This window comes from Thauera aromatica K172 (assembly GCF_003030465.1).
Lineage (GTDB): Bacteria > Pseudomonadota > Gammaproteobacteria > Burkholderiales > Rhodocyclaceae > Thauera > Thauera aromatica.
Window position 1 is genome coordinate 2,421,105 of sequence record NZ_CP028339.1, and the last position, 12,683, is coordinate 2,433,787.

The window sequence follows — 12,683 nt, forward strand, 5'->3', positions numbered from 1 at the left end:
TCGTACGCTCCTAATGCGCCGGGCGCGCATCGGCGACCAGCAGCGGGTCGCCGAGCACGCCGCCCAGGTTCGCCAGGTCGAGCAGGCGCAGCACCGCATCGGCATGATTGACGAAGCGCACGGTCTTGCCCGCGCAGCGCTTGGCCATCAGCATCAACTGCAGGCCGGCGGTGTCGATTTCCTCGATGCGGCCGAGGTCGATCTCGAGCTCGTCGTGCTCGTGCAGTGCCGCCAGCCACTCGGTGCGCAGCTCGGCCACGGTATAGATGCTCAGCTCGCCGCCGGGCTCGAGGCGGAACGCGGCAGCGGAAGGCGGCGGGGTCGGCCCGGCCGGCCGGGTTTGCGTGGTCATCGTGCCGCGCTCACATGATCAGCTTGGAGACCGCGGCCAGCATCTGCTGCGGCTGGAAAGGCTTCACCACCCAGGCGCGCGCGCCGGCTTCCTGCCCCAGCCGTTTCTTCTCCTCGGCGGCTTCGGTGGTGAGCATGATCACCGGCGTGAACTTGTAGGCCGGGTTCTTCTTCACTTCGCGCACGAAGCTGATCCCGTCCATGTTGGGCATGTTCACGTCGGAAATGATCAGATGTACCTTCTGCCCGTTGAGCTTGGCCAGCGCATCGCGCCCGTCGCAGGCATCGATGACCTCGTAGCCCGCCCCCTTCAGCGCCATGCTCACCACCAGGCGCAGCGACGCCGAATCGTCGACGATCAGTACGGTCTTGGACATGAATGCTTCTCCCACTAAAAGAATGTGATTTCCCCGCCCACGGCGGCGTTGGCCGGCTCGGCCCTGCGCCCATGCTGCTCGAGCGTGGTGTAGGTGCGCTCCAGTTCCGCGATCCAGGCCGCGGCATCGATCGGTGCCGGCAGCTCGCCGCGCCGGCAGCGCGATTCGTCTTCGGCCACGCGCCCGGCCAGGCGCCCCATGTCGGCATCGACCGCGGACAGGATCTGGCTGACCCGGTCCTGGAATTGCAGATGGACGATCACGCCCTCGACGCGCTGCTGCACTTCGGCACCGTTACGCTCCAACGCCTGCGCGGTCTGCTCCATCGCCGAGCCGACGCGGTCGAAGCGCTCGAGCACGCGCCCGATCGCCGCCTGCGATTCATCGACCAGGGCCACGTCGCGCTCGGCCATGCGCGCCGCCGCCGCCCGCGCCTCGGCCATCGCGGCGTGCGCCAGTTCGACCTTCTCGCGGATCCGTTGGCCGGTCGCCGCCGATTCGTTCGACAGCGTGCGCACTTCGCTCGCCACCACGGCAAAGCCGCGCCCGACCTCGCCCGCGCGCGCCGCCTCGATCGCGGCGTTGAGCGCCAGCAGGTTGGTATGCCTGGCGATCTGGCCGACTTCGCCCGCCATCCGCATCAGGTCTTCCGTCACCGTGCCCAGCCGCTCCACCGCCTGCGACAGGGTCTGCTTTTCGGCGAGCGCGGCATCGAGCCCGGCGAGCACGCCGTCGAGTTCGACACGGGCATGGGCGAGGACGCCGACCACGCTGTCCTCGCCGCTGCGGGCGGCCGCGGCATGGGAGCGGGCGAGCGTCTCGCCGAGATGGTCGAGAATCTCGCCGAACGCCTGGGCGAGCTCACCGACCGCCGTTTCCATCTGGCTGCGCGAGAGGTCGACGTGGCGGCTCCAGCGTTCGAGCGAAGCCTGCGCGACCCGCTGCAGGCTCTCGGCATAAGGCATGCCGCGCCCGAGTTCGGGCTCGACCCCCATCGACGGCGGGCGGTACGCGGCACGCCGCTGCCAGACCCCCGCACCGAGCGTGAGCAGCACCAGCAGGCCCGCGAACAGGGCGCTGAGCACTCCTTGGCCGAACACGGCCACACCGCCGGCACCAAGCAAACCCGGCCCCAGAACCGCCGCCCCCTTGGCGACCGCCGCCACGCCCCCGCTCCGAATGTGTGACCGCACCTGCAACTCCCTTTCGATCATGCCGCGATACGGGCCGCGCGGTGCCCGTACTCGTCTTCCAGCCGGAACTGCTCCACCAGCTGCTGCAGTTGCACCGCCTGGGCGCTCATTTCCTCGGCGGTCGCCGACAGTTCCTCCGAGGCCGACGCGTTCTGCTGCGTGGTCTGGCTGTTGAGCACCAGCAGGGCCAGCACCAGCCCGAACCCGAGCCCCAGCTTGGTGCCCACCTTGATGTTCCCGAACATGTCGTCTCCACGTTTACGCCCGCCGCCCGCGCCCCACCACGGCCGGGTGTGAAAAACCGCAGGGCGCACGCAGCGGTCGTGGACCGGCCGCCATCCACTGCGATAGCATCCCCGCCCTCGCGCATCGTCGCCTCCGGGAAAAGCCGCGCGCACTGCCGCCAGCCATGGATGCTGCGGGCAAGCACCGGACAGGGCAATCCGGAAAATTCCCCGCCCGCCTCTAAGGATTTGGCGTGGGTAGGCCGATAGTGTTCGGGCATCGCCCCGAACGCTCTCCCCCGACAACAACGAACGAAGATGAGGAAGAAGGAACCCCCGTGCTGATTCGCACACAGCAATGGCTGATCGCCGCCGCCTCCACCCTGGCCGTGGTGGCGATCTCGTGGGCATGGACGGAGTCCTCCGCCGGGTTCCGCCTCGAACTCGAACGCAGCCAGCTCGCCAAGCAGATCTGGGAAGTGGGCACCGCACGGCTTCGCCTGCACACATCCACCTTCCTCGACACCGCATCGATCGAGGCGCAGATCGGCTGGCGCGAGAGCCACGCCGAACTCACCCGCCTGCTCGAGACCCGGCTGTTCAAGGGTGCGCCGGGCGCGGCCATCCTCGCCGGGCTGCACCAGCATCACGCCGTCCTGCCCGACGTCTTCGACACCCTGGTCGAATACCGCACGGCCAAATCGGTGAACTGGATCCTCGACCCGGACGCCCAGGCCCATCAGCGCGAACTGACGCGGCGGATCGTGACCCTGACCCAGCATATCGCCGAAGGCAGCTCGACACTGATGGACCTGAGCCAGGAACGGCTCGAGGCCCTCCAGCGCCGGCAGGAAAGGCTGATGCTGGGCCTGATCTTCGCCCTCGCCCTCGCCATCGGGCTGAACTTCGCCATCGTCCGCCACCAGATCCTGAAACCGGCGCGCCGCCTCGAACAGGGCGCGCGCGCGATCGAAGCCGGTCACTACGATCACCGCATCGGCCTGCACCGCGCCAACGAACTCGGCACCCTCGCCCGCGAGTTCGACCACATGGCCGAATCGCTGTCCACCACCATGGCCGCGCTGCGCCAGCAAGGCGCCCAGCTCGCGCTCGCCAACCGCGAGCTGGAAAGCTTCAGCTATTCGGTGTCGCACGACCTCCGTGCCCCTTTGCGCGGCATCGAAGGCTGGACCGAGGCCCTGCTCGAGGACTGCGGCGAACGCCTCGATGCCACCGGCCATGAATACCTCGATCGCGTGCGCGGCGAATGCGCACGGATGAACCTGCTGATCGCCGACCTGCTGCAACTGGCCCGGGTCACCCGCGACGAACTGCACCAGGAATGGATCGATCTTCCGGCACTCGCCGGGCAGGTCGCCACCCGCGCTCTCGAAGCCTGTCGCGGTCGCGACATCCACTTCGATATCGAGCCCGACATCGGTGCCTGGGGCGACCGCCGCCTGCTCGAAATCGCGTTGACCAATCTGGTCGACAACGCCTGCAAGTTTTCCGCCCGCGAACCGCAGGCCCGGGTCGTGCTCGGGCGCTGCATGGCCGAAAACCCGGCGACGCGGCTGCGCGAAGAAGCTTTTTTCGTCCGCGACAATGGCGCCGGCTTCGACATGGCCCATGCCCGCCGACTGTTCGGCGCCTTCCAGCGCATGCACTCCGAGAAGGAATTCCCCGGCACCGGGATCGGCCTGGCGATCGTCCATCGCATCGTCCTGCGCCACGGCGGCCACATCTGGGCCGAAGCCGAACGCGGCCGGGGTGCCTGTTTCTACTTCACCCTGCCGCCGGCACCGGGGCCGGCGCCCGCCGTCGTCCGCTGCGCCGGAGCGCACGGCTGATGGGCGAGACGCCGATTCCGGCAGCCGTCCCGCTTGCCGCCCTGCTCGTCGAGGACTCCGAAAGCGACGCCCTGCTCGTCGTGCGCCAGCTGCGGCGCGCGGGCTTCGACGTTCGCCACGCCCGGGTCGAGAGCGCCGAGAGCCTGCTTGCGGCACTGCACCAGCGCCGCTGGGACATCGTGCTCTCCGACTGCAGCCTGCCCGGCTTCGACGCCCGCGCAGCACTCGAAGTGCTCCACGGCAGCGGCCAGGACATTCCGTTCATCGTCATCTCCGGCACGATCGGCGACGAGACCGCGATCGAGCTGATGCGCACCGGCGCCCACGACTACCTGATGAAGGGCAACCTCAGCCGCCTGGGTCCGGCCGTACAGCGCGAGATCGGCGAAGCGCGGATGCGCGCCGAGCGCCGGCACACCCTCGCCGCGCTGAGCGACAGCGAGGCCAGCCTGCGTGAAGCGCAGCGCATCGCCGGGCTGGGGCAGTGGCGGATCGACCCGCCCGGCGAACACCTGTGGTGTTCGGACACCCTGTATGCGCTGTTCGGCCTCGAGCGGGTCGACGAACAACATGCCCGGCATACCCTGCTGACCCGCATCCACCCCGACGATCTCGCCGCCATGCGCCAGGCGCACCGCGAGCTGCAGGCCGGCGCCGAGCGTTTCGACATCGAATACCGCATTCTCCGCACCGACGGCAGCCTGCGCCACGTGCGCGAGTGCGCCGCCCGCGCGACGGCGGAAGACGGCAACGGCGCCCGCCTGATCGGCACCCTCTACGACATCACCGCGCAAAAGGCGGCCGGCGAAGCGCTGCAGGCGGCGAACGCCCGCCTGCGCCGGCTTTCGGGCCGCATCCTCGACGCCCAGGAAGCGGAGCGGCGCGAAGTCGCGCGCGAACTGCACGACCAGATCGGCCAGGCCCTGACCGCGGTCAAGCTCGAGCTGCAGGGCATGGCGCCCTCGGTCGGGGACGGCCCGGCCGCGCACCGGCTCGCTTCGGCGATCCACATCACCGAGGAAGCGCTCGCCCAGGTCCGCGGCCTGTCGCTGAACCTGCGCCCGCCCCAGCTCGACTACATGGGGCTCGAAGCTTCACTGCGCTGGCATGCCGAACGCCAGTGCGAACGCGCCGGCCTGACGCTGACGTTCCATTCTTCGCTGGGCCCGACGCGGCTCGACACGCGCATCGAGATCGTCTGCTTCCGCCTGGTGCAGGAGGCCGTCACCAACATCGTCCGCCACGCGGCCGCCAGCCGGGTGGACATCGAAGTCGAGCTCAGCGGCCCACGCCTGGAGGTGTGCGTGGGCGACGACGGCCACGGTTTCGACGTCGCCCAGGCGCGCCGGCGCATGCTCGAAGGCAGGAGCGCAGGCCTGCTGGGAATGGAAGAACGTGCCGCCCTGATCGGCGGCGAAGTCGCTATCGAATCCGCCACCGGCCACGGCACCCGGGTCCGGGTCGTGCTGCCGGCGGCCGGCGAAGGAACACGGGGATAGAGCGCCATGGACAAACTGCGCGTACTGCTGGTGGACGATCACAGCCTGGTCAGGGCGGGCATCCGCGCGCTGCTCGAAACGATGGCCCGGGTCGAGATCGTCGGTGAAGCCAGCAGCGGGCGGGCGGCGATCGAGCTGGTGCGCGCGCACCGTCCCGACATCGTGTTGATGGACATCGCGATGGACGGCATGGACGGCCTCACCGCAACCACGGCGATCGCCGCCGAGCACCGCGCGGTGAAAGTGATCATTCTGTCGATGCACGACACCGGCGACTTCTTCGACCAGGCGCTGCGCTGCGGTGCGCGCGGCTACCTGCTCAAGGATGCCGCAGTGGCCGAGCTGGAAATGGCGCTTTCCGCAGTCGAGCGCGGCGACGTCTACCTGAGCCCGGCGGTCTCGCGCCATGTGGTCGGGAACCTGCTGGCGCGCCGCGCCGGCGAAGAACGCCCCGCCGCCGTGCTGACCCCGCGCCAGAACGAGATCCTGCAACGGATCGGCAACGGCCGCAGCACCAAGGAGATCGCCCGCGAGCTGGAACTGAGCGTCAAGACGGTGGAAGCGCATCGGGCGCAGATCATGGAACGCCTGGGGGTGCGCGACATCGCCAACCTGCTGCTCGAGGCGGCACGCCGCGGCCTGATCGCACTCGGACGCTGACGCCCCTCGCGAACACCTCCGTCTCCCTAAGCCGTCTCGGTAATCCGCCCGATGGACACCCCTGCGGATTTCCGTAACATCGGCACACTGCCAAGCCTTCACGGCACGGGACACGAAGGACGGGACCCCGGATGACGACGAAACTCGATCTGCTGCTGGTGGAAGACAACGCGAGCGACGCCGGGCTGATCGTGCGCCACCTGCGAAAAGCCGGCTTCGAGTTCGATTACCTGCAGATCGACACCGAGCCGGAGCTGCGCACTGCGCTCGAGCAGCGTCGCTGGAGCGCGGTGCTGTGCGACTACTCGCTGTGCGGTTTCGATGCCGGAGTCGCCCTCGACGCCGTGCGCCAGACCGGGCTCGACCTGCCCTTCATCGTCGTTTCGGGTGAAATCAGCGACGAGAAGGCAAGCCGCCTGATGCGCGCCGGCGCTCATGATTACGTGATGAAGGACAACCTCGCCCGGCTCGCCCCCGCGCTTGCGCGCGAGCTCGACGAAGTGCATCAGCGCCGCGCCCGGCGGGCCGCCGAGCGCAGCGCGGAGGAGCACGCCCGCCGCCTGCAGCGGTCGCAGCAGGTGATCGACAGCCTGCGCGAAGGGATCACGGTGACCGACCTGCAGGGCACCATCGTGGACGTCAACCCCTCCTTCGAGGCGATCACCGGCTACAGCCGCGCGGAAGTGCTCGGATGCAACCCGCGCATCCTCAAATCCGGCCGCCATTCGCCGGCGTTCTATGAAACCCTGTGGCATACCCTGGTCACCACCGGCACCTGGCGCGGCGAAATCTGGAACCGGCGCAAGAACGGCGAAATCTACCCCGAGCTGCTGACGCTGAGCGCGGTCAGGGGCAGCGACGGCCTGCCCACCCACTACGTCGCCGTGTTCAGCGACCTGAGCAAGGAAAAGCAGACCGAAGCGCACATCCACTGGCTGACCAATCACGACGCCCTTACCGGGCTGGCCAACCGCCAGCTGTTCATGGATCGCCTGCAGCAGGCGATCGAGGCCGCCGCAAACGGCAGTCACGACGGCGCCGCGGTGCTGCTGCTCGATCTCGACCGTTTCCGCCGGATCAACGAAAGCCTCGGCCAGGAAGCCGGCGACAAGCTCCTGCAGCATATCGCCGGCCGCCTCCAGCTCTGCCTGAAAGGGCGGGCGAGCGCGGCGCGACTGGGCAGCGACGAGTTCCTCGTGCTGCTGACCCAGTTCGCCGACACCGAAGCCATCGCCGCCTTCGCGCACCGCATCCTCGACGAGATCGCCCGCCCCTGCACGATCGGCGGCCACGAGATCAGCGTGACCGCAAGCCTGGGCATCAGCGTCTTTCCCGACGACGGACGCAGCGCGGCCGACCTCCTGCGCGCGGCCGAAGCCGCCCGGGCGCCGATCCGGTACGGCCATCACAACCGCCTGCACTTCTTCACCAGCGGCATGGACAACCAGGCCCGACGCTGGATGGAAATCGAAAGCGAACTGCGCCAGGCGCTCGAGCGCCGGGAGCTGCAGCTTTACTACCAGCCGCTGCTCTGCGCCCGCGACGGCCGCATCCGCAGCCTGGAAGCGCTGGCGCGCTGGCACAGCCCGGCGCTGGGCTGGGTCTCGCCGGCCGAGTTCGTGCCCGTCGCCGAGGAATCCGGCCTCATCGTCGCCATCGGCGACTGGGTGCTGCACACCGCCTGCGCCCAGGCCCGGCGCTGGCAGGACGACGGGCTGCCGCCGGTGCGGGTGGCGGTCAACGTCTCCGCCCACCAGATCGCCACCGGCGCTCTGCCCGAGCGCATCCGCGAAGTGCTGGCACGCACCGGGCTGCCTGCGGCTCAGCTCGAAATCGAGTTGACCGAAAGCACGATGATGGCGGACACCGAATTCACTTCCGCCCAGGTCGAGGCCATCAGCCGCATGGGCGTCAGCGTGGCGCTCGACGATTTCGGCACCGGGTATTCATCGCTCGCCTACCTCAGCCGCTTCGCGCTCAACAAGGTGAAGATCGACCGCAGCTTCGTGCACAAGCTCGCTTCCGACCCGAAAAGCACCACGATCATCGCCGCCACCGTCGGCCTCGCCCGCGGCCTCGGCTTGCAGGTGGTGGCCGAGGGCGTCGAGACCGAAGCGCAGCAACGCACCCTGATCGCGGCCGGCTGCGATGCGCTGCAAGGCTACCTGTTCAGCCCGCCGGTCGCCGCGGCCGACCTGTCCCGCCTGAGCGCGCTGTTCGCACCCTGCGAACCCTACGCCACGCCGCGCACCGCGCTCGCGCCGCCGCCGGACTGAATCCCGAACCGCGCCTGCCGCACGCCGCCAGGCGCACCGGCCCCACACCGGGGAACGCCGCTTGCGGGCGGCGTCTCCCCGGCCCGGAGAATCGACCATGCCGAAATTCGACGCCAACCTGAGCCTGCTGTTCACCGAACGGCCTTTCCTCGAGCGCTTCGAGGCCGCCGCCGAGGCCGGCTTCACCGGAGTGGAATACCTGTTCCCCTACGCCTTCGACAAGGCGGTGCTGGCCGAGCGTCTTCAGCGCCATGGTCTGGTCCAGGTCCTGCACAACCTGCCGGCGGGCGACTGGGAAGGCGGCGAGCGCGGCATCGCCTGCCACCCGGACCGCGTCGGCGAATTCCAGGACGGCGTCGGACGCGCCATCGAATATGCCACTGCGCTCGGCTGCGGGCAGGTCAACTGCCTCGCCGGGATCGCCCCGGCCAACGTGGACGCCGACCGGGTGCACGCCACCCTGATCGACAACCTGCGCTTCGCCGCCGGCCAGTTCAAGGCTGCCGGCCTGCGCCTGCTGGTGGAGCCGATCAACACCTACGATATGCCCGGCTTCTACCTCAACCGTACCGCGCAGGCCGCGGCGCTGGTCGACGCGGTCGGCGCCGACAACCTTTTCATCCAGTACGACGTCTACCACGCCCAGCGCATGGAAGGGGAACTCGGCAACACGCTCGCACACTACCTGCCGCGCATCGCGCACATCCAGATCGCCGACAACCCGGGGCGCAACGAGCCGGGCACGGGCGAGATCAATTACGCCTGGCTGTTCCGCCACCTCGACCGCCTCGGTTACGCGGGCTGGATCGGCTGCGAGTACAAGCCCGCCGCCGGCACCCGCGAAGGCCTGGGCTGGATCCAGGCGCTGGCCGGCACAAGCCCGTCGGGAGCGGACTCCGCGGCGCCACCAACGGCCGCAGTCGCGCCGACGCAGGCCCGTAGCGGCTAGGAAGCGAGGCAAAAAGCGAAAAAAAACCGCGGTTCCCCGCGGTTTTCCGGCGTGCGCGACGCGCTTCTTGCTTGCTTCTTACTTCTTCGCGGCGGCCAGGCCGTTGATGATTTCCTGCTTGGCTTCTTCGACCGTGCCCCAGCCCAGCACCTTGACCCACTTGCCGGGCTCGAGGTCCTTGTAATGCTCGAAGAAGTGCACCGTCTGCTTCATCAGCAGTTCAGGGAGATCATCGGTAGTCTGCACCTTGTCGTACAGCGGGGTCAGCTTGGACACCGGCACGGCGACGACTTTGGCGTCGACGCCGCCATCGTCTTCCATCTTCAGCACGCCGACCGGGCGGCAGCGGATGACCACCCCCGGAGCGAGCGGGAAGGGCGTGACCACGAGCACATCCACCGGGTCGCCGTCGCCGGCGATGGTGTGCGGCACGTAGCCGTAGTTCAGCGGGTAACGCATCGAAGTGCCCATGAAGCGGTCGACGAACACCGCGCCGCTGTCCTTGTCCACTTCGAACTTGATCGGATCGCCCTGCGCGGAGATCTCGATGATGACGTTGATGTCGTTCGGCACGTCCTTGCCGGCGCTGACCAGATCGAAACCCATAACTCCCTCCGATGAAAAATGTGCGCGGATTATAGGGGGAATCAGCTTTGCGGAGAATCGAAGCCGGCATTCTCCACGGCCGCGCGCAGGGCCTCGACCGACACCCGGGCGGGGTCGTAGCGCACCGTCGCCGACGCGTTTTCCAGCGAAACCTGCGCATCGTCCACCCCGGACAGCGCCTTCAGCACACCGGTCACGTTCTTCACGCAGCCGCCGCAGCTCATGCCTTCGACCTTGATCGTCACTTCGCTCATTGCCTTGCTCCTTGGTTGAAAATGCCGTTCCTCTGCCCCCGTCCGCTCAGCGCCCGGCCCGCCAGCGCCGCAGCAGCAGGGAGTTGCTGACCACCGATACCGAACTCATCGCCATCGCCGCACCGGCGATCACCGGGTTGAGCAGGCCGGCGGCGGCGAGCGGAATGCCCAGGGCGTTATAGACGAAGGCGAAGAACAGGTTCTGGCGGATTTTCGCCAGCGTGGCGCGCGACAGGTCGATGGCGTCGGCAACGCCGTGCAGGCTGTTGCGCACCAGGGTGATGTCGGCGGCTTCGACCGCGACGTCGGCGCCGACTCCGATCGCGAACGAAACGTCGGCCGCAGCCAGCGCCGGCGCATCGTTGATGCCGTCGCCAGCCATGCCGACGTGCCCCTTCCCCCGGCTCCGCTCTTCGCCGCCGGCGGTCTCGGCCGGCTGCCCCCCGCCCGCCGGGCCCGGTTCCGCTTCCGCCGCCAGCGTCCGGCCGTCGCGCAACGCCGCCACCGCCGCCGCCTTGTCGGCCGGCAGCACCCCGGCGTGCCACTCGGCGATACCGGTCTGGGCGGCGATCGCGGCGGCGGTGGCGGGATGATCCCCGGTCAGCATCACCACCCGCACGCCCTTGGCCTGCAGGCGTGCGACCGCGGCGGCGGAGTCCGCGCGCACACGGTCGGCGACGCCGAGCAGGCCGGCGAAGACGCCGTCGACCGCAACCGCGACCAGAGTCCGCCCCGCGGCGGCAAGCGCCTCGCCCGTCGCCGCGGGCAGGGCCACTCCGCGCCCGGCGAGAAGGCGCGGCGCTCCCAGCAGCACGGCGCGGGATGCGCCATCCATCTCGACCCGCCCTTCCACCCCCATGCCGCCCACCGCGCGCACCGCCGCCGCGGCGGGCAGGGCCGCAGCTTCGGCCTTCGCCGCTGCCACCACCGCGGCGGCGATCGGGTGGGCGCTGCCCTGTTCGAGCGCCGCCGCCACGCCGAGCAGGCGCGCGCGCGTCCACTCTGCGGCCGGCTCCACATCGGTGAGCGCGGGCCGGCCTTCGGTGAGGGTACCGGTCTTGTCCACCGCGAGCACGGCAATGCGCTCGGCCAGTTCGAGCGCCTCGGCGTTCTTCACCAGCATCCCGGCACGCGCGCCCTGGCCGGTGCCGACCATGATCGCAGTCGGCGTGGCCAGACCGAGCGCGCACGGGCAGGCGATCACCAGCACCGCGACGGCGTTGATCAGGGCCTGCTGGAAGTCGCCACTGGCGGCGTACCAGGCGGCGAAGGTCAGCAGCGCGATCCCCACCACCACCGGCACGAACACCGCCGAGATGCGGTCGGCGAGGCGCTGCACGGGCGCCTTCGAGCCCTGTGCCTGCTCGACCAGGCGGATGATGCCGGCGAGCAGGGTGTGCGCCCCGACTCCGGTGGCGCGGCAGCGCAGGAGGCCGTTGCCGTTGATCGTGGCGGCGAACACGGGGTCGCCGCCACGCTTGTCGATCGGCAGGCTCTCGCCGGTGAGCATCGCTTCATCGACTGCCGACTCACCGTGTTCGACGACGCCATCGACCGGCACCGCATCGCCCGGACGCAGCACGAAGGCGTCGCCCGGGCGCAGCGATTCGACCGGGACCTCGACCACTTCGCCGTCGCGCTCGATGCGCGCCATCTTCGGCTGCAGCCGCAGCAGGGCATCGAGCGCCGCCGTGGTGCGCGCCTTGGCCCGCGCCTCGAGCAGCTTGCCGAGCAGGACGAGGGTGATGATCATCGCCGAGGCCTCGAAATAGACGTGCAGATCATGGCGTCCGGCAAGCGTCACGAACACGCTGTAAGCATAGGCTGCGCTGGTGCCGAGCACGACCAGCACATCCATGTTCGCCCCCCCGCCCTTCACCGCCGCCCAGGCGCCGCGGTAGAAGCGCGCCCCGATCCAGAACTGCACCGGCGTCGCGAGCAGCAGCTGCAGCCCGCGCGGGATGACATCATGGTGGGGCGTGCCTCCCGGCCACAGGCCGAACATCGCCGGCATCTGCGCTGCGAGGGGAAGAGTGAGGAGCGCGGCGATCCAGAAATGCCTGAACTCGATGCGCCACGCAGCGTGCTGGCGGGCGCGCTCAGCCTCGCGTTCGAGCCGGCGGGCATCGCTGGCGCCGAAGCCGGCGCCCTCGACCGCGGCGACCGCCTGCTCCAGGCTCAGGGCACCGGGAGCGAAGTGCAGGGTAGCGCGCTCGGTGGCGAGGTTGACCGTGGCCCGCACGCCGGGCAGGCGGTTGAGCACTTTCTCCAGCCGGCTCGAGCAGGCGGCGCAGGTCATGCCGGTGACGGCCAGCTCCAGGGTGTCGCCGGCGGGCGCGGGAATGGCGTGTGGCGGCAGGTTCAGCGTGGCGTGCGGCATGGCGGCCCCTCTTGCGCGGACGATCGATGACGCGCAGTGTAAACCCCGTACCGAAGTACGGAGT

12 protein-coding genes are annotated in these 12,683 nt (G+C 69.5%); 5 read left to right on the forward strand and 7 right to left on the reverse strand.

What is annotated here, in order from left to right; genetic code table 11:
* Nucleotides 1-10 precede the first annotated feature (10 nt).
* From Tharo_RS11500 to Tharo_RS11515, 4 genes are read right to left on the reverse strand one after another with little or no spacing between them, the layout of a single operon-like run.
* Entirely contained in the window at nucleotides 11-352 is a 342-nt protein-coding gene (locus Tharo_RS11500; RefSeq protein ID WP_107221317.1) for an STAS domain-containing protein, read from the reverse strand.
* Nucleotides 353-362: 10 nt separating this feature from the next.
* The gene (locus Tharo_RS11505) at nucleotides 363-728 is read right to left on the reverse strand and encodes a response regulator (protein ID WP_107221318.1); all 366 of its coding nucleotides are present in this window, start codon (nucleotides 726-728) and stop codon (nucleotides 363-365) included.
* A 14-nt stretch (nucleotides 729-742) separates the two neighbouring features.
* Nucleotides 743-1,894 (reverse strand): methyl-accepting chemotaxis protein, encoded by a 1,152-nt coding sequence (locus tag Tharo_RS11510; protein WP_159051696.1) that lies wholly within the window; start codon nucleotides 1,892-1,894, stop codon nucleotides 743-745.
* 44 nt (nucleotides 1,895-1,938) lie between these two features.
* A complete protein-coding gene (locus tag Tharo_RS11515; protein WP_107221320.1) occupies nucleotides 1,939-2,166 on the reverse strand; it encodes a hypothetical protein in 228 nt (75 codons plus the stop codon).
* 317 nt (nucleotides 2,167-2,483) lie between these two features.
* Between Tharo_RS11515 and Tharo_RS11520 the strand changes: the two genes are divergently transcribed.
* From Tharo_RS11520 to hyi, 5 genes are all read left to right on the forward strand, one after another.
* Nucleotides 2,484-3,995, forward strand: coding sequence for a sensor histidine kinase (locus Tharo_RS11520; RefSeq protein ID WP_107221321.1), 1,512 nt, complete (start codon nucleotides 2,484-2,486; stop codon nucleotides 3,993-3,995).
* The gene (locus Tharo_RS11525) at nucleotides 3,995-5,494 is read left to right on the forward strand and encodes a hybrid sensor histidine kinase/response regulator (protein ID WP_107221322.1); all 1,500 of its coding nucleotides are present in this window, start codon (nucleotides 3,995-3,997) and stop codon (nucleotides 5,492-5,494) included. Before Tharo_RS11520 ends, Tharo_RS11525 begins: the two co-directional genes overlap by 1 nt.
* A gap of 6 nt (nucleotides 5,495-5,500) precedes the next feature.
* The gene (locus tag Tharo_RS11530) at nucleotides 5,501-6,154 is read left to right on the forward strand and encodes a response regulator (RefSeq protein WP_107221323.1); all 654 of its coding nucleotides are present in this window, start codon (nucleotides 5,501-5,503) and stop codon (nucleotides 6,152-6,154) included.
* Between the two features lie 131 nt (nucleotides 6,155-6,285).
* On the forward strand, nucleotides 6,286-8,430 hold the full coding sequence (locus Tharo_RS11535) for a putative bifunctional diguanylate cyclase/phosphodiesterase (protein WP_107221324.1): 2,145 nt from the start codon (nucleotides 6,286-6,288) through the stop codon (nucleotides 8,428-8,430).
* A 97-nt stretch (nucleotides 8,431-8,527) separates the two neighbouring features.
* Nucleotides 8,528-9,379: a hydroxypyruvate isomerase gene (hyi, locus tag Tharo_RS11540; RefSeq protein WP_107221325.1), complete on the forward strand. Its 852-nt coding sequence runs from the start codon at nucleotides 8,528-8,530 to the stop codon at nucleotides 9,377-9,379.
* 78 nt (nucleotides 9,380-9,457) lie between these two features.
* Here the strand turns inward: hyi and ppa are convergent, their stop codons facing one another.
* From ppa to Tharo_RS11555, 3 genes are read right to left on the reverse strand one after another with little or no spacing between them, the layout of a single operon-like run.
* Entirely contained in the window at nucleotides 9,458-9,985 is a 528-nt protein-coding gene (gene ppa / locus Tharo_RS11545) for an inorganic diphosphatase (protein WP_107221326.1), read from the reverse strand.
* Nucleotides 9,986-10,026: 41 nt separating this feature from the next.
* Nucleotides 10,027-10,239, reverse strand: coding sequence for a heavy-metal-associated domain-containing protein (locus tag Tharo_RS11550; protein ID WP_107221327.1), 213 nt, complete (start codon nucleotides 10,237-10,239; stop codon nucleotides 10,027-10,029).
* A 46-nt stretch (nucleotides 10,240-10,285) separates the two neighbouring features.
* The gene (locus Tharo_RS11555; protein WP_107221328.1) at nucleotides 10,286-12,619 is read right to left on the reverse strand and encodes a heavy metal translocating P-type ATPase; all 2,334 of its coding nucleotides are present in this window, start codon (nucleotides 12,617-12,619) and stop codon (nucleotides 10,286-10,288) included.
* Between the last annotated feature and the right edge of the window lie 64 nt (nucleotides 12,620-12,683).